Source organism: Rheinheimera sediminis (assembly GCF_004005375.1).
Classification (GTDB): Bacteria; Pseudomonadota; Gammaproteobacteria; order Enterobacterales; family Alteromonadaceae; genus Pararheinheimera.
Map to the genome: position 1 here is coordinate 65,161 of NZ_RZUF01000016.1, position 17,777 is coordinate 82,937.

The window sequence follows — 17,777 nt, forward strand, 5'->3', positions numbered from 1 at the left end:
CTTAGTTTGCGTTAGCAACAAACTCTTCGCCTAAAGTAATGTCAGCTTTTAAAGTGCCTAACATGTCATTCATGGCTTTTTGCTCATAGGCGCTTAACTCACCGATAGGTAACAGGGCTTCAACACCGTTTTTGCCTAATACGATAGGTTGAGCGAAGAAACGAGCGTGTTCGCCTTGACCTTCAACATAAGCGTACTCAGTTACTTTTTCGCCTTGTAAGCCTTTGACTAAAGACACACAGAAACGTGCTGCAGCCTGCCCCATAGACAGAGTTGCAGATCCGCCACCGGCTTTAGCTTCAACAACTTCAGTACCAGCGTTCTGAATACGGTAAGTTAATGAAGATACTTCTTCATCTGTGAAGGTTACGTCTTTCACTTGAGACAATAAAGGCAGAATAGTAGTGCCACTGTGACCACCGATCACTGGAACTATGATTTCAGCTGGGTTTTTATCCTTTAATTCAGCAACAAAAGTCTCAGCACGGATCACGTCCAGTGTAGTGACACCGAATAAACGCTTAGGATCGTAGGTACCTGCTTTTTTGAATACTTCAGCAGCGATAGCTACAGTGGTATTCACAGGGTTCGTGATTACACCTACTAAAGCTTTAGGGCAATTTACAACAATGGCTTCCGCCAAAGTTTTTACTACACCAGCGTTGATGTTGAATAAATCAGAACGGTCCATACCTGGTTTACGTGGCATACCAGCCGGGATCATCACGATATCTGCACCAATCAGGGCTTTGTCCAGGTCTTCTTTACCAAAACCTGAAATCTTCACCGCTGTAGGGATATGACTTAAATCAACAGCTACACCTGGTGTGACCGGAGCTAAATCATACAGAGCTAAATCAGTACCTGCTGGTAAGTTTAACTTGAGTAATAAAGACAGCGCCTGACCTATACCACCAGCAGCACCTAATACGGCAACTTTCATGCTATTCTCCCAATTTACGGTTCATAAGAAACGCGCCAACAATACTGAAATGTGGCACAAAATACAAATCACTTACGCCTAAAGTCTAAGCATTTTATCTGATTTTGGTGTAATTTACTTGCTGAACCACAGTATTAGTCCAAGTTCGGTCAAGACGGCCGCAAAAACCAAAAGTTTAATTAAAAATGATGACTAAACAATCCAAACAAGAAGCACTGATCCAGGCCTTTAAATCCTTGCTGAAAGAAGAACGTTTTGGCTCACAAAGCGACATTGTTGATGCGCTCAAGGCTGAAGGATTTGACAACATCAGCCAATCGAAAGTGTCACGCATGTTAAGCAAATACGGTGCTGTCCGAACGCGTAATGCGAAGCAGGAGATGGTGTACTGTTTACCACCCGAACTCGGTGTTCCCACAACAAAAAGCCCATTACGCCAATTAGTGTTGGATATTGAGCACAACGATGTGATGATTATTATCCGCACCAGCCCTGGCGCAGCTCAGCTGATAGCCCGCTTACTGGATTCTGTTGGTAAAGCCGAAGGCGTGTTGGGCACGATAGCTGGTGATGACACCATTTTTATCGCACCTACCAGTGTTAAAAATATCAACTTCACCTTAAACAAGGTGACTGAGCTATTTGAAAAGGTCTGAACCGGCCTGCTCTTCCAGAAAATTGATCGAGGGGGCGAAAAAAGCAGCCCCTGCTTCAACTTGGCAATAATCCAGCAGTAAATCAGCCGCAGCTGAGTGATGGCCTAGCCTGGTCACTAACCACAAAGGAACATCCATAGCATTGGCTGAAAAACCTATCGAAATCATGCCTTGAGAGCGGATATCAGCCACAGGCATATTTTGCCAGAGGATCTGTTTACGACCAGTTTCTGTCTCTAGCGCCGCTTTATCGGCATGCGAATTCGACTGTCGTTGGGCAGATGGTAACAATTGACTATCTAACTTGTTCCTTCCCATTACCGCTTCCTGCTCTGACATACTTAGTTGTTGCCAGCGTTGCAGATCATACTGATATCTCAGCATGTAGACATAGCTGCCAGCGTTCATAGGATTTTTAGGATCATTGCTTATCAGTGCACATAAACGGCGTTGCTTGCCTTTAGGGTTATCAGGCGTATCGTGAAATCCAGTCAGATTTCGTCCGTCTAAATACCGAAATGCATGCACTTGCTCATATAAATCAACATGTGGCTGCAATAAATGATAAATCTGTTGAGTGGCAATATGGATTACATCAAAGCGGTCAGCACGAATTTGAATCAACAAATCAGGAGCGACTACAGGTAAACCAGCAAGGTTATTAGTAAAAGCTGGCCATGGCTGCGGCTGGTGCATAGGATACAAATGCGGCCAGTAGTTTTGACCTATGGCCACTACCACATTGAGCATGGCCTCAGAGAATTGATCAGATAAACGCTCTACTAGCATTGGAACTTTAGCCAATTGCAAGCGTACGTGCGGCTCGTGTCCGTCTAGGGCATTGAGCAAAACATAACAACAATGCAAATTTGCTTCAGCGCAAATACCTGATTGTTCACGGGCCATAGTCATCTCACTAGAATCAACAGAGCATGATCATACCAATTTGGCAGATATTGGTCAGTAGTTTTCACACCAGTTCGGACACTGTAGACAATTGCCCTAAAAATTTGTGAGATATATCTCACAAATGAGTAAGCCAAGGCAGCTTTTGCTGCAAGCCAAGCCACAACAAAAACAAATAAGACATTGATTACAAATGACTTTATCTAACACCAACCTAGATTGCAATAATATTTCAATACAAGGATTTAACATGCAAGGTCCTTTTAAGAGGATAGATGTACGATAATTATCTCGTCGTTGGATGCGGCAGTTAAACAAGATGTTTAGCAGGAAAAGCTACAAGATGTAGCAGCAGGATGCTTGGATACCAAAGGATTGTGCTGGGTAGCACAGGGATGAACAGGACAGGCTCCGGATTGAGCATACATCTTCAGGATGAAGATACAAGGAAAAGGACTCTGCCGGAGGCAGAAGGTACTCTCAGGATGAGAGTGAGATGGAGAAGGATGCTGCGGGGATGCAGTCGGATTGTTCAGGATGAACACAGGGATGATCCATCAGGGATAGTGGTTGGAAGGACGCCACCAAGTTTTAAGGGCCGCGAAGTTCGCGGCCCGTCTTGTTTTCAGAGCAACCGCTTTTATTTACTTGCTGCCTTCCCCTCTCACAGATGCACCATCTCAACGCATTTCTTGCGCTACTCTGATGCAATTTAGAGTTTCTGCACTAACAATAATGTTGTTTTTTTCATCTCCCCTCTTTTCCTGTTTGAAAACAGCTGTTAGATTACCTGCGTTCTTTGCAAAATGATTTGGCGACTGCACTAAAACAGCTCACAGATCCGTGGCTAAGACCACAAGAAAAAACCCCGGAAGCTCACGCCACCGAGGTTGTCTGATAAAGACAAAGGACAAGGATAGACGAATTGGTGGTACGGGTTTAGTTGCCAAGACCAATTGCTACTTGCGTAGCGACTGGCTTGGCAACCAGCTCCTGAGAAGCCCCACCGGCTCTCCCCAGGCTGCCTACTTTACTGTAGATACAAATTCAGGATAGGCTTCTACACCGCACTCTGAACGATCCACACCTTCATATTCTTCCTGCTCTGTGACACGGATACCCATAGTCATTTTCAAAGCAAACCACACTACAGAGCTGGCAACGAAGACCCAGACAAAAATAGTAGCGGCACCAGCCAGTTGACCTACTAAAGTGGCCGACTCTTTGGTCAGAGGAACAATCAACAATCCAAACAAACCTACTGTACCGTGCACAGAAATAGCACCTACAGGGTCATCAATTTTTAACTTGTCTAAAGCCAGGATTGACCCAACTACTAACACACCCGCAATAGCACCGAAAATAGAAGCTTCTAATGGGGTTGGTGTTGAAGGTTCTGCGGTGATAGCTACCAGCCCCGCTAAAGCGCCGTTCAACGCCATAGTTAAATCAGCTTTTTTGAACAACAGCATAGACAAGCCAATGGCAGCAATAGTTCCTGCAGCAGCAGCAGCATTGGTATTTAAGAACACCACAGCTACCGCATTGGCATTGGCAATATCACCTAGCTTCAGCACTGAGCCACCGTTAAAGCCAAACCAACCTAACCACAGAATCAAGGTACCTAAAGCCGCTAATGGCATGTTAGAACCCGGGAATGCATGGGCTTTACCATCTTTCGCATATTTGCCTTTACGGGCACCCAGCAGTAACACACCAGCCAAGGCCGCAGCAGCACCAGCTAAATGCACTATGCCTGAACCTGCGAAATCAGAGAAGCCTAAGTCACCCAAGCTGTATAAGCCAAATACAGACTGACCACCCCAAGTCCAAGAACCTTCCATTGGGTAAATCACACCTGTCATCACCACAGCAAAAGTCAGGAATGCCCATAGCTTCATACGTTCAGCTACAGCGCCCGATACGATAGACATTGCTGTTGCAACAAACACAACCTGGAAGAAGAAATCCGAGGCTTTAGAATAGATGGCTTTCCCTTCAAAACCGTTTTCACGTTCAGCGAAGCTGGTTAAGGTCTGAGCCACATCCACTTCACCTATACCTGATAAGAAGTAGCCACCACCGTACATCAGCTGGTAACCACAAACCAGATACATCACACATGACACTGAATACAACACCACGTTTTTGGTCAAAATTTCAGTGGTATTTTTTGCTCTGACTAAACCAGCCTCCAGCATAGAAAAGCCAGCCGCCATCCACATCACTAAAGCGCCGCACACCAAAAAGTAGAAGGTGTCCATTGCAAACTGTAAATGATAAATTTGTTCCTGCATGATTTACCCCTTAGATGGCTTCTGAGTCCATTTCACCAGTGCGGATACGCACGACTTGTTCAAGATCGTAGACGAAGATTTTTCCGTCGCCGATACGACCTGTGTGGGCAGCTTTTTGGATGACCTCCAACAAACGCTCGACGTTTTCATCCAATACCGCGATCTCAAGTTTTACCTTAGGTAAAAAGTCGACCTGGTATTCTGCTCCCCTATAGAGTTCTGTATGACCTTTCTGACGACCGAAGCCTTTGACTTCAGTGACAGTAAGGCCTTCAATACCGATGTCCGCTATGGCTTCACGGACATCGTCAAGCTTGAATGGCTTGATGATGGCACATACGAGTTTCATGGTTATTATCCTTATGGTGTCTTGTTGCATTTGCCAATAAGACAAGAAAACCTTGTGCCAAGATTTTTAATTGTTATTTTTCAATTAGTTATGAAAATAATTCTAAAATGCTCAAAAAAAATGCACCACGAAGGTGCATTTATTCACTGCCAGAGTGCAGCGGCTAGATGAAAAAACCAAATTAGGCGGGTAAAAATTGCTGCCATTGCTGCACCAAATGCAGCAGATCTTCCAGCCCACATTCGGCATAAAGCTGGCTCTGATCCAGCTCCAAATCCTGCTCTGGATCCAACTCAATGCTTGAGCTTCCTTCCTGCAACAATGAGAAATGACAAATCACCACTTCAGAGGCCTGTACTGTCAGGCGATACTCTTTACCATCCCATTGATACTGACTCTGCGCATTAAGGCGCTGTAGCTGCTCCAGCAGGCTTTGATAAGCACTGGCACGTCGCTCAAACTCATCCATTAAAAAACACTGCAAAGCCAACTGCTCAGAACTTAACTTCAGGCTGTAGCGCTTCGCATCAGAGTTATAAATAAAATCGAATTCCATGCCATGATTCCTGAAAAGCAAAAGACCCGCTAAGTGCGGGCCTTTTAGCTAAAACACTATTGCCTGTAAATTATACAGCTTGCTGGATAATCACATTAGCCGCTTTGCTGGTGTACTGGCTCATCTGATGGAAATTCAGGTAGCGGTAAGTATCCGCTGCTGTGGTTTCAATCTGTTTCGCGTACTCCAGGTATTCAGGCACCGTTGGCAGACGGCCGATAATAGCAGACACAGCAGCTAATTCAGCAGAAGCCAGATACACGTTAGCACCCTGACCCAAACGGTTCGGGAAGTTACGGGTAGAAGTAGAGACCACTGTAGTATTGTCACCTACGCGAGCCTGGTTACCCATACATAATGAACAACCCGGGATCTCAATACGGGCGCCAACGCGGCCGTAGATACCGTAATAACCTTCTTCGGTCAGCTGATCTTTATCCATCTTGGTTGGTGGAGCTATCCACAGACGGGTTGGGATCTGGCCTTTGAACTTGTCTAACAATTTACCGGCAGCACGGAAGTGACCGATGTTGGTCATACAAGAACCGATAAAGACTTCATCAATCTTATCGCCTTCCACTGCAGACAATAAACGCGCGTCATCCGGGTCGTTTGGTGCACACAGGATTGGCTCTTTGATGTCAGCCAGATCGATTTCGATCACTGCAGCATATTCAGCATCAGCGTCAGCACGTTCCAGTTTTGGATCGGCTAACCAGGCTTGCATCGCCTGAATACGACGCTCGATAGTACGCACATCGCCGTAGCCTTCGCTCAGCATCCACTTTAACATCACAATGTTGGATTCTAAGTATTCAGCCACTGAAGCTTCAGACAAGGTGATAGTACAACCTGCAGCTGAACGCTCAGCTGAAGCGTCAGACAATTCAAATGCCTGTTCAGCCGTTAAATGCTCCAGACCTTCAATTTCTAACACACGGCCAGAGAAAATATTGACCTTGCCTTTCTTCTCAACTGTCAGTAAGCCTTGCTGGATAGCGTAGTAAGGGATTGCGTGCACTAAATCACGTAAAGTGATACCAGGCTGCATTTCACCTTTAAAACGTACCAACACAGACTCAGGCATATCCAGTGGCATTACACCAGTCGCAGCAGCAAAAGCTACTAAGCCAGAACCAGCAGGGAAAGAAATACCTATAGGAAAACGGGTGTGAGAGTCACCACCAGTACCTACAGTGTCTGGTAACAGCATGCGGTTTAACCAGCTGTGGATTACACCATCACCAGGACGTAAGGAGATACCACCACGGTTCATAATGAAATCAGGCAGTGTGTGGTGTGTGTTCACGTCAACTGGCTTAGGATATGCCGCAGTGTGACAGAAAGACTGCATCACCAAGTCAGCAGAGAAACCTAAACAAGCTAAGTCTTTTAACTCATCACGAGTCATAGGACCTGTCGTATCCTGAGAACCTACAGTGGTCATTTTTGGTTCACAGTATTGGCCAGGGCGAATACCTTTGACACCACAGGCTTTACCAACCAGCTTCTGAGCTAAAGTGAAACCTTTGTTAGTCACTTCAGTTACTGCAGGACGTTCAAACACTGTAGAGTGAGCTAAACCTAAAGCTTCACGGGCTTTGTCTGTTAAACCACGACCTATGATCAGAGGAATACGGCCACCGGCACGTACTTCGTCGAGCAGCACGTTAGAGCGCAGTTCAAAAGTAGAAATCACTTCATCAGTGCCATGGCGTTTTACCACACCCTGATGTGGGAAAATGTCGATCACATCACCCATGTTCATGTTAGACACGTCTAATTCGATAGGTAATGAACCTGAGTCTTCCATAGTATTGAAGAAAATAGGTGCAATTTTGCTACCTAAACAAACACCGCCAGTGCGCTTGTTTGGTACGAATGGAATGTCTTCACCCATAAACCACAGCACTGAGTTAGTGGCTGATTTACGGCTTGAACCTGTACCTACCACGTCACCTACATAAGCCAGTGGGAAACCTTTAGCTATTAACGCTTCGATTTGTTTCACCGGGCCTTTAAAACCAGGTGCATCAGGCTCGATACCATCACGCACGTTTTTCAGCATAGCTAAAGCGTGCAGAGGAATATCAGGGCGTGACCAGGCATCAGGAGCTGGTGATAAATCGTCCGTGTTGGTTTCACCTGTCACTTTAAACACAGTCACAGTGATTTTTTCAGGGATAGCAGGCTTGCTGGTATACCACTCGGCATCAGCCCAGCTTTGTAATACAGCTTTGGCGTGCGCATTGCCTGCGTCTGCTTTTTCTTTCACATCGTGGAAAGAATCAAACATCAGCAGGGTGTGCGATAAACCTTTAGCTGCTAAAGCCGCTAATTTTGGGTTATCCAGCAAGTCGATCATTGGCTGGATATTGTAGCCACCAAACATGGTGCCTAATAATTCAGTAGCACGCTCTGGAGTCACTAACGGGCTTACCACTTCGCCTTTAGCGACAGCAGTTAAAAAGCCAGCTTTGACATAAGCAGCCTCATCCACACCTGGAGGAATACGGTTTTCTAACAAATCAACTAAGAATTCGCCTTCACCCGCTGGAGGGTTTTTCAGCAATTCAGTTAACGACGCCACTTGTTGCGCATTCAGTGGTAACGGAGGAATGCCTTGAGCCGCACGTTCGGCTACATGTTCACGGTATTGTTGAAGCACAGTAATGTCCTCTGGTTAGGTCGCTACAGAGCACTGTGTCAGTACCGCAGCGATAGACAGGAATCTCGAACAGGCTGGATTATAAGAAAAAATCGCCTGAATTGACACCTGAGTATAAGCAAGCAAGCTTATAGTGGCTATAACTTTTGTGAATACCTTGGCTAGTTGAGAATCATTCTCAAAAATAATGCTAAAACTGGTCGTGCAGAAAACCAAATGGCCGCATAAGCGACCATTTGTTATCGATAAGAATAACGAATTACCAAATCTTCACACGGTTTTCCGGCGCCACATACAACTTGTCACCTTCTTTCACATCAAAAGCCGTGTAGAACACTGGCAAGTTAGAAACTATGCCGTTAACACGGTAATGTGGTGGTGAATGAGGTCCTGTTGCCAGCTGTTGTTTCATCATTTCTTCACGGTATTGCGAACGCCATACCTGAGCCCAGCTTAATAGCACACGCTGCTCACCGGTGAAACCATCCATCACTGGTGCTTCTTTACCTTGCAGCGACAAATGATAAGCCTTCAGTGCAACAGTTAAACCACCTAAGTCGCCGATATTTTCACCTAAGGTCAAATCACCATTCACAAAGTGACCAGTCACAGGCTCAAACTTGCTGTACTGAGCGCTTAAGGCTTTGCCTAAAGCCTGGAACTTAGTTTCGTCCTGCTCTGTCCACCAGTTGCGTAAGTTACCGTCGCCGTCGTATTTAGCGCCTTGATCGTCAAAACCATGGCCAATTTCATGACCAATCACTGCACCTATGCCGCCATAGTTGACTGCATCTTCTGCGGCCATATTAAAAAACGGCGGTTGTAAAATAGCAGCCGGGAACACGATTTCATTGTTCACTGGGTTGTAGTAGGCATTCACAGTTTGAGGTGTCATGTACCATTCGTCTTTGTCGATTGGCTTGCCTAATTTGGCCAGCATCTGATCATAACCCCAGTGGGTAGAACGGACAAAGTTACCAACTAAGTCATCGGCTTTAATCTCCAGATTGGAGTAATCTTTCCATTTATTCGGGTAACCAATTTTTGGCACAAAAGTACTTAACTTCACCAAAGCAGCCTTTTTGGTGTCTTCCGACATCCATTCCAGCTCTTTAATCGACTGCTCATAAGCACTGATCAAATTGGCGACCAGCAACTCCATACGTTGTTTGGCTTCAGGTTTGAAATGACGCTCTACATACAGCTTGCCGGTTAACTCGCCTAATACAGCATCACTGGCATCCACAGCTTTTTTCCAGCGTGGTTTTTGCTCTTTAATGCCACGTAAACTGGCTGAATAAAACTGGAACTGACGGTCTTCAAAGGCTTTATTCAGCTTGTCAGCAAAGGCATTAATGGTATGGAAGGTCAGGTAGTCCTGCCAGCTTTGCATATCTGTGGTTGCCACAAGTTTGCCTAAAGCTTCGAAGTAGCTTGGCTGACCGATAATGACTTCATTCACGTTGCTCAGTTTAGAAGCAGCGGCAAAGTCACTCCAGCTAAAGTCACCCAGAGTTTTGCTCAAATCAGCATTAGATACCTTGTTATAGGTTTTGTCTGCGTCACGGTTTTCAACACGAGTCCACTGGTTTTTAGCCAGTTCAGTTTCAAGCGCATAGACACGTTTGGCTGCAGCTGCAGGGTCGGCATGCTTAGCTAAAGTAAATAAATCCAGCAGGTAGGTCTGATAATCAGCCTGAATTTTTTTCGAGGCTTCGTCTTCTTTGGTGTAATAGTCGCGGTCTGGTAAACCTAAACCACTTTGATCAAAATACACAGCATATTCAGTGGATTTTTTCGCGTCGTTATTGACATACCAGCTCAGTGGAATAGTCACGCCATCGCGTTGCAATGAGGCAAAAGTGCTGGCAAGTTGTTTTTTATCTTTTAAGCCCTGGATCAATTCTAACTGAGGCTGTAATGCCGTTAAGCCTAATTCTTCCAGTTTGGCTTCGTTCATATAGCTGTTGTAGAAGCTACCTAACTTATGACCATCTGAACCAGGCGCTAAGTCAGTACGGCTGGCCACTTCATCAATAATAGCTTTCACAGCTAACTGAGAGTTATCTGCCAGTATATGGAAAGAACCGTAGGAAGATTTATCTGCCGGAATTTCTGTTTTCTTCAGCCAACCACCATTCACAGCTAAGAAGAAGTCGTCCTGAAAACGCACTGTCGAATCAAAGTTTTCTTTATCCACACCAGAAACTAAAGCGGCTACCGCTGCTGTTGTTTGTTGTTCTGCTGTTGGTTTTGCGGTTTCAGTTGTGGTGGTTTCCGGGGCTTTGCCACAAGCCGCCAGACCAAGCGCTATAGCAACGCTCAGCGCAGTTAAGGTAATTTTTTTCATCCGAAGGGTTCCTGCCAAAATGGGTTAACTAACCGAACTATACTACGCTTGGCTGATTATTAGTGTTAATGGAAGTTGTAACAAAATATGAAAAAACCGGCAATGCGAAGCAGTTGCCGGTTTTAGTGCTTAATCTCTTATAACAGAGTAAAGCTTATTTTTTCTTGGCTTTTGGATTTGGCAGGTCAGTGATAGAACCTTCGTACATCTCAGCTGCTAAACCAATAGATTCGTTTAAGGTTGGGTGAGCATGGATGGTCAGAGCTATGTCTTCAGCGTCTGCGCCCATTTCTACTGCTAAGCAGATTTCACCTAACATTTCGCCAGCGTTAATACCGACAATAGCGCCACCTAAAATACGGTGTGTTTCTTTGTCGAAAATTAACTTAGTGAAGCCTTCAGTACGGGCTGAGGCGATAGCACGGCCAGAAGCCGCCCAAGGGAAAGTAGCTGTTTCAATAGCTATGCCTTTTTCTTTGGCTTCTTTTTCAGTGATACCAACCCATGCCATTTCCGGATCTGTGTAAGCCACAGAAGGGATGCAGCGTGGGTCGAAGAAGTGCTTCAGACCAGAAATAACTTCAGCAGCTACATGGCCTTCATGTACAGCTTTATGCGCTAACATAGGCTGACCAATCACGTCACCAATCGCATAAATATGAGGTACGTTAGTACGCAGTTGTTTATCCACATTGATAAAACCACGCTCATCCACGTTGACACCAGCTTTAGCTGCATCTAACAGAGAACCGTTTGGACGACGGCCAACAGCGACTAAAATTTTGTCGTAACGAACTGGTGTCGCAGGTGCATTTTTGCCTTCGAAAGTCACATACAAACCGTCAGCTTTGGCTTCAACAGCTGTTACTTTAGTCGACAGCATGATGTTGAATTTGTCTTTGTTGTATTTAGCATAGGCTTTGACTAAATCAGCATCTGCGGCAGGAACCAGCTGATCAGCAAATTCAACGACAGAAACTTTAGAGCCTAAAGCACGGTACACAGTACCCATCTCTAAACCAATGATACCGCCACCTAATACCAGCATTTCGCCTGGAATGTCTTTTAATTCCAAAGCGCCAGTGGAATCAATCACACGTGGGTCATCTTTTGGAATAAATGGCAGAGCTACAGGCTCAGAACCGGCTGCAATAATAGCGCTGTCAAAAGTAATAGTGGTATCACCGACAACCAGCGTATTTGGGCCAGTGAATTTACCGTAACCATTTACTACTTTGACTTTACGCATTTTAGACATGCCAGCTAAGCCGTTGGTCAGTTGACCAATTACTTTATCTTTCCATTCGCGGATTTTGTCTAAATCGATTTGTGGCACACCAAAAGTCACACCGTGTGATGCCATATCTTTGGCATCGTCGATCACTTTTGCTACATGTAATAAAGCTTTAGATGGGATACAGCCAACATTTAAACAAACACCACCAAGTGTGCTGCGGGCTTCAACTAAAGTCACTTCCAGACCTAAGTCAGCAGCGCGGAATGCTGCAGAATATCCACCAGGGCCGGCGCCTAACACCACAACTTGAGTTTTGATTTCGTTGCTCATCGTTTTACCTTTTTATCTTTTGCTAAGATAGCCGCCACAAAAATAGGCGGCCAGGAAATAAAGTGACGGAATTTTATCACCCTACCTGAAAGATGTCCCGTATCTTTTCAGAGCACAGCACAACTTTCAGTCGTGTTTCGTCTTACATAATGATTTGGCGGATATCCGCTAAATAGGATGCCAGAGTCGCAGTGAAACGCGCAGCTAAAGCACCATCAATCACTCTGTGGTCATAAGAGACAGACAACGGCACCATCAGGCGTGGTTCAAACTCTTTACCATTCCACTTAGGTTTGATATCTGATTTTGACACACCCAAAATAGCCACTTCAGGCGCATTGACTATAGGCGTAAAGGCCGTACCACCAATACCACCTAAGCTGGAGATGGTGAAACAGCCACCCTGCATATCTGCAGCAGTCAGTTTACCTTCACGGGCTTTTAACGAAATATCCTGCAGTTCGCGGGATAATTCGATAATGCCTTTTTTATTCACATCACGCACCACTGGTACCACTAAACCATTTGGTGTGTCGACTGCTATACCTAAGTGCACGTATTTTTTCAGAATAAGGCTGCCGCCATCTTCCGATAACGAGCTGTTAAAGGTTGGGAACTCTTCCAGAGCTTTGGCAACAGCCTTCATAATAAAGACTAATGGGGTGTACTTCACACCCATTTTCTTTTTGTCAGCCAGTGCGTTTTGCTCTTTGCGGAATTCTTCCAGGCCAGTGATATCAGCTTCATCAAACTGAGTCACATGCGGAATACGTACCCAGTTACGGTGTAAGTTCGCGCCAGATAATTTCTGGATACGTGACAGTGGTTTTTCTTCCACAGCACCAAACTTACTGAAATCCACTTTTGGCCAAGGGATTAAATCAAAACCCACACTGTTGCTACTGCTGGTAACGTTGCCTTTGCCTGATGCTACTTGCGCAATAATGTTTTTCACATAATTTTGTACGTCTTCGCGCTGGACACGGCCTTTACGCGCTGTACCTGTGACTTTGCTTAAATCTACACCAAACTCACGGGCCAAACGACGCACCACAGGAGATGCATGAGCATAGGCCTGATTTTCAGTGAATTCGTTTGCAGGAGCAGATGGTGCTGCAGCCACAGCTGATGCAACAGGTGCAGGAGCTGCTACCGGAGCTGGCGCAGCAACAGCAGCCGGAGCGGCTACTGCTGGAGCAGTTGCGACAGGAGCACTGCCTGCCACTTCAAATACAAAGACTGCAGAGCCTGTTTGTACTTTGTCGCCTACTTTCACTTTGATTTCTTTCACAGTACCGGCAAATGGCGCTGGTACTTCCATTGAAGCTTTATCACCTTCAACAGACAACAGCGACTGATCAGCAGCAACAGAGTCACCAACTTTCACCATCACTTCCGTTACTTCAACGGCGTCGCCACCAATATCAGGCACCTGAACTTCTTTTAACTCTGCAGCTGCAGGAGCAGCAGGAGCCGCGGCAACCGGAGCTGGTGCAGTCACTGGCGCAGCAGCAGCTGCTGCTGGCGCTGCAACAGCAGCACCTTCAGCTTCGAATACCATAATCAGCGAGCCGGTTTTTACTTTATCGCCAGCTTTGACTTTAATTTCTTTGACAGTACCGGCTTGTGCAGCTGGTACTTCCATTGAAGCCTTGTCGCCTTCTACCGATAACAAAGACTGATCCAGCGTGACTTTGTCGCCCACTTTCACCAGTACTTCGGTGACTTCAACTTCATCAGCACCTATGTCCGGCACATGAATTTCAATCGTCATGACAAATCCTCTTATGCGTACAGTGGGTTAGTTTTATTGGTGTCTATGCCAAAACGGGCAATGGCGTCTGCCACTAACTGCTTGTCGATTTCACCGCGTTTAGCCAGTTCACGTAACGACGCCAGAACTATGTAACCTGCGTTCACTTCGAAGTGACGACGCAGATTTTCACGGCTGTCAGAACGGCCAAAACCATCTGTACCCAGAACTTTATAAGACACCGCAGGTACAAAAGAACGCACCTGATCGGCATAGTTTTTAATATAGTCGGTGGCAGCAATAGCAGGAGCTGTGCCTAACACTGTGGCAATATATGGCACTTTTTCTTCTGCCATAGGGTGCAGCATGTTAAAGCGTTCACAATCCTGACCATCACGTGCCAGCTCGTTAAATGACGTGACAGAGAACACGTCTGAGCCTACACCATAATCTTCACTTAAGATTTCAGCCGCTTTACGCACTTCATTCATGATAGTGCCGCTGCCTAACAGCTGGACCTTGGCTTTTTCGCCAACATGACTTTCCAGTTTATAGATACCACGACGAATACCTTCTTCAGCACCTGCTGGCATAGCAGGGTGATGGTAGTTTTCGTTCATCACTGTAATGTAGTAGTAAATATTTTCCTGTTCAGCACCGTACATACGACGGATACCATCCTGAATGATCACAGCCAGCTCATAAGAGTAAGTCGGGTCATACGAAATACAGTTAGGTACCGTGCCTGCCAGAATATGGCTGTGACCATCTTCGTGCTGCAAGCCTTCGCCGTTTAAGGTAGTACGGCCAGCAGTAGCTCCTAACAGGAAACCACGGGCTTGCTGATCACCAGCTAACCAGGCCATATCACCAACACGTTGGAAACCAAACATGGAGTAGTAAATATAGAATGGGATCATCGGCAGATCGTTAGTGCTGTATGAAGTAGCAGCGGCTACCCATGATGCCATAGCGCCCAGCTCGTTAATGCCTTCCTGCAATACCTGACCTGAGGTTTCTTCTTTGTAGTAAGACACCACAGCGCGGTCTTCCGGCGTATAGGTCTGGCCACGAGGGTTATAAATACCAATCTGACGGAATAAACCTTCCATACCAAAAGTACGGGCTTCGTCAGCAATGATAGGCACAATTTGTTGGCCGATATTAGGATCTTTCAAAAGCACGTTTAATGAACGCACAAAAGCCATAGTGGTAGAAATTTCACGTTTTTGCTCTTCTAAAAGCGGCTCAAACAGGTTCAGCTCTGGCAGAGTTAACGCCTTAGTGAAATTTGGTAAACGCACTGGCGTATAGCCATTTAACGCATTACGACGGGCGTGCAGGTAAGCATGCTCGGGTGAACCTTCAGGCAGCTGAATGTAAGGTAAAGAGGCTACATCCTCTTCGCTGATGTAGTCTTCCAGATTCAGGCGCTTACGAATTTGCAGCACATGAGTCATATCCATTTTCTTGACCTGGTGCGCAATGTTTTTGCCTTCAGCCGCTTCACCCATGCCATAACCTTTAATGGTTTTGGCCAGGATCACTGTGGGGCGACCTTTGGTTTCCTGCGCAGATTTAAAGGCGGCGTATAACTTGGATGGCTCATGACCACCACGTTTTAACGCGAAGATTTCTTCATCTGTCATATCAGCCACTAAAGCTGCAGTTTCCGGGTAACGTCCGAAGAAATGCTGACGCACATAAGCACCGTCTTTGGCTTTGTAGGTTTGGTAATCACCGTCTACCGTTTCGTTCATTAACTGCAGTAACTTGCCTGTAGTGTCTTTGGCCAGCAGCTTATCCCAGCCACTGCCCCATACCACTTTAATCACGTTCCAGCCGGCGCCACGGAATAAACCTTCCAGTTCCTGGATGATTTTACCGTTGCCCATCACAGGACCGTCTAAACGTTGCAGGTTACAGTTCACTAGGAAACACAGGTTATCCAGCTTTTCACGGGCAGCAAAAGATAAAGAACCGCGGCTTTCCGGCTCATCCATCTCGCCGTCACCTAAGAAGGCATAAACACGTTGCGCACTGGTGTCTTTTAAACCACGACCATCTAAATACTTCAGGAAACGGGCCTGATAAATAGAAGTGATAGGACCTAAGCCCATAGAAACTGTAGGGAACTGCCAGAATTCAGGCATTAATTTAGGGTGTGGGTAAGAGGATAAACCTTCACCACCAACTTCCTGACGGAAGTTATCCAGCTGATCAGCTGTTAAACGGCCTTCAACAAAAGCACGGGCGTAGATACCCGGAGAAATATGGCCCTGGTAATACACCAAATCGCCACCATCTTTTTCATTAGGCGCACGGAAAAAGTGGTTAAAGCAGGTTTCATAAAACGCAGCAGAAGACTGGTAAGATGCCATATGGCCACCTAAATCCAGCTCTTTTTTCGAAGCGCGTAAAACGATCATTATAGCGTTCCAGCGGATCACGGAACGAATACGTTTTTCCAGATTTACATCACCAGGATAAGCAGGCTCCTGCTGTGGCGGAATAGTATTGATGTAATTGGTGGTGATGCCTGTTGGCATATCCACGCCTTCCAGACGAGCCTGTTCCAGCACTTGTTCTAACAGGAACTGAGCGCGCTCTACACCTTCGGTGCGAACTACAGATTCAAGAGCCTCTAACCATTCTTTGGTTTCGAGCGCGTCGATGTCAGTCTTATTGACGTCAGACATATCAAAGTTTCCTTAATCAGTTCCACGCCAGAGAGCGGAACATTAACAGTTAAAAAGTATGCTTACGCTCATTCGCTCTGTTGTGAACGTCTGAGCGAGCGTTCAATGCGTGAGCGCTCCCGGTCAGCTTCCAGCAATGCCTCTTCGATAAAGGCTAAATGGCTGTTGCTGGCTTGCCGGGCTTGCTCCGGCTCGCCATTGATCACCGCTTGCATCAGGCGATGCCTGTGCGAATTCAGCTGGCTCACTATGCCTTCTTTTTCCCGCAAAACTTCAAGGTTTAACTTGATGTTTTGCTCTACCAGCGGCGTTAAGCCGCGCACCAAATGCAAAAGCACCACATTATGCGATGCTTCTGCAACCGCCGAATAAAACTGGCCAACCGACCGCGCTTCAGCGTCTAAATCCTGCTGCTGCTGAGCAGCGCAAATTTCTTCATAACGTTGTTTAATCAAATCATAGTCAGCTTGCGTACCACGCAGCGCTGCGTAATACGCACAAATGCCTTCCAAAGCGTGACGAAACTCCAGTAAATCAAATTGTGATTCTGGATGACGACCAATCAAAGCAAATAGCGGATCGGTTAAACCCACGGCCAGATTTTCGCAGACATAAGTACCACCACCCTGACGGCGATTGACTAAACCTTTGGCTTCAAGTTTCTGAATAGCTTCACGTAAAGATGGACGTGAGACATCGAATTGCAATGCCAGTTCACGCTCAGGCGGTAACTTTTGTCCGGGCGTAAAAGTACCCTCCAGCAGCATATGTTCCAATTGCTGGACTATTTGGTCGGACAGTTTGGCTGGTTTAATTCTCAGACTAGACATTGCTACCTTGATGTTAAGTCTCTGGTTAATGTTGTGGTTGCCCCAAGCTTAACCATTGTAAATTGGTCTTACCAATTCAATTTAATGCGGCATAACTTAGCAGAAAGGAATCAAACTGTAAATTAAACTGCTGAATTATGCGACCAACGCGAGAAAATAGTTAGAGTAAAAACTCAGAAATAAGGGTGGCAAAATACGACAAG

Annotated in this window: 12 protein-coding genes; 1 reads left to right on the forward strand and 11 read right to left on the reverse strand. The window is 45.9% G+C overall.

What is annotated here, in order from left to right:
* Nucleotide 1: 1 nt before the first annotated feature.
* On the reverse strand, nt 2-943 hold the full coding sequence (gene mdh / locus EMM73_RS12210) for a malate dehydrogenase (RefSeq protein WP_127686715.1): 942 nt from the start codon (nt 941-943) through the stop codon (nt 2-4).
* Between the two features lie 185 nt (nt 944-1,128).
* Here mdh and argR point away from each other — a divergent pair, with 185 nt between their 5' ends.
* The gene (gene argR, locus EMM73_RS12215) at nt 1,129-1,599 is read left to right on the forward strand and encodes a transcriptional regulator ArgR (RefSeq protein WP_008899669.1); all 471 of its coding nucleotides are present in this window, start codon (nt 1,129-1,131) and stop codon (nt 1,597-1,599) included.
* On the opposite strand, the gene EMM73_RS12220 is transcribed toward argR, so the two are convergent.
* The 10 genes from EMM73_RS12220 to pdhR form a co-directional block, all read right to left on the reverse strand.
* Nucleotides 1,582-2,505, reverse strand: a complete 924-nt coding sequence (locus EMM73_RS12220; protein ID WP_186435206.1) for a Dyp-type peroxidase — start codon at nt 2,503-2,505, stop codon at nt 1,582-1,584. The two genes, argR and EMM73_RS12220, sit on opposite strands and share 18 nt — an antisense overlap.
* A gap of 1,025 nt (nt 2,506-3,530) precedes the next feature.
* Nucleotides 3,531-4,802, reverse strand: a complete 1,272-nt coding sequence (locus tag EMM73_RS12225; protein WP_127686717.1) for an ammonium transporter — start codon at nt 4,800-4,802, stop codon at nt 3,531-3,533.
* Between the two features lie 10 nt (nt 4,803-4,812).
* A complete protein-coding gene (glnK, locus tag EMM73_RS12230; RefSeq protein ID WP_008899672.1) occupies nt 4,813-5,151 on the reverse strand; it encodes a P-II family nitrogen regulator in 339 nt (112 codons plus the stop codon).
* Nucleotides 5,152-5,332: 181 nt separating this feature from the next.
* Complete coding sequence (locus EMM73_RS12235) at nt 5,333-5,707, reverse strand: YacL family protein (protein WP_127686718.1); 375 nt, start codon at nt 5,705-5,707, stop codon at nt 5,333-5,335.
* 70 nt (nt 5,708-5,777) lie between these two features.
* Nucleotides 5,778-8,375: a bifunctional aconitate hydratase 2/2-methylisocitrate dehydratase gene (gene acnB, locus EMM73_RS12240; protein ID WP_127686719.1), complete on the reverse strand. Its 2,598-nt coding sequence runs from the start codon at nt 8,373-8,375 to the stop codon at nt 5,778-5,780.
* Nucleotides 8,376-8,634: 259 nt separating this feature from the next.
* Nucleotides 8,635-10,725 carry a M13 family metallopeptidase gene (locus EMM73_RS12245; protein ID WP_127686720.1) on the reverse strand — a complete coding sequence of 697 codons (2,091 nt, stop codon included), beginning with the start codon at nt 10,723-10,725 and terminating at the stop codon, nt 8,635-8,637.
* A 154-nt stretch (nt 10,726-10,879) separates the two neighbouring features.
* A complete protein-coding gene (gene lpdA, locus EMM73_RS12250) occupies nt 10,880-12,292 on the reverse strand; it encodes a dihydrolipoyl dehydrogenase (protein ID WP_127686721.1) in 1,413 nt (470 codons plus the stop codon).
* A gap of 142 nt (nt 12,293-12,434) precedes the next feature.
* A complete protein-coding gene (gene aceF / locus EMM73_RS12255; RefSeq protein WP_127686722.1) occupies nt 12,435-14,066 on the reverse strand; it encodes a pyruvate dehydrogenase complex dihydrolipoyllysine-residue acetyltransferase in 1,632 nt (543 codons plus the stop codon).
* A gap of 11 nt (nt 14,067-14,077) precedes the next feature.
* The gene (gene aceE / locus EMM73_RS12260) at nt 14,078-16,744 is read right to left on the reverse strand and encodes a pyruvate dehydrogenase (acetyl-transferring), homodimeric type (RefSeq protein WP_127686723.1); all 2,667 of its coding nucleotides are present in this window, start codon (nt 16,742-16,744) and stop codon (nt 14,078-14,080) included.
* A gap of 68 nt (nt 16,745-16,812) precedes the next feature.
* On the reverse strand, nt 16,813-17,574 hold the full coding sequence (gene pdhR / locus EMM73_RS12265) for a pyruvate dehydrogenase complex transcriptional repressor PdhR (RefSeq protein WP_127686724.1): 762 nt from the start codon (nt 17,572-17,574) through the stop codon (nt 16,813-16,815).
* Nucleotides 17,575-17,777 lie beyond the last annotated feature (203 nt).

Excerpts from the sequence above, each read along its gene's own strand:
- aceE (WP_127686723.1), bottom strand. The coding sequence starts at position 16,744 with ATGTCTGACGTCAATAAGACTGACATCGACGCGCTCGAAACCAAAGAA.
- mdh (WP_127686715.1), bottom strand. The coding sequence starts at position 943 with ATGAAAGTTGCCGTATTAGGTGCTGCTGGTGGTATAGGTCAGGCGCTG.
- EMM73_RS12235 (WP_127686718.1), bottom strand. The coding sequence starts at position 5,707 with ATGGAATTCGATTTTATTTATAACTCTGATGCGAAGCGCTACAGCCTG.
- EMM73_RS12225 (WP_127686717.1), bottom strand. The coding sequence starts at position 4,802 with ATGCAGGAACAAATTTATCATTTACAGTTTGCAATGGACACCTTCTAC.
- aceF (WP_127686722.1), bottom strand. The coding sequence starts at position 14,066 with ATGACGATTGAAATTCATGTGCCGGACATAGGTGCTGATGAAGTTGAA.
- pdhR (WP_127686724.1), bottom strand. The coding sequence starts at position 17,574 with ATGTCTAGTCTGAGAATTAAACCAGCCAAACTGTCCGACCAAATAGTC.
- EMM73_RS12245 (WP_127686720.1), bottom strand. The coding sequence starts at position 10,725 with ATGAAAAAAATTACCTTAACTGCGCTGAGCGTTGCTATAGCGCTTGGT.
- glnK (WP_008899672.1), bottom strand. The coding sequence starts at position 5,151 with ATGAAACTCGTATGTGCCATCATCAAGCCATTCAAGCTTGACGATGTC.
- lpdA (WP_127686721.1), bottom strand. The coding sequence starts at position 12,292 with ATGAGCAACGAAATCAAAACTCAAGTTGTGGTGTTAGGCGCCGGCCCT.
- EMM73_RS12220 (WP_186435206.1), bottom strand. The coding sequence starts at position 2,505 with ATGGCCCGTGAACAATCAGGTATTTGCGCTGAAGCAAATTTGCATTGT.
- argR (WP_008899669.1), top strand. The coding sequence starts at position 1,129 with ATGATGACTAAACAATCCAAACAAGAAGCACTGATCCAGGCCTTTAAA.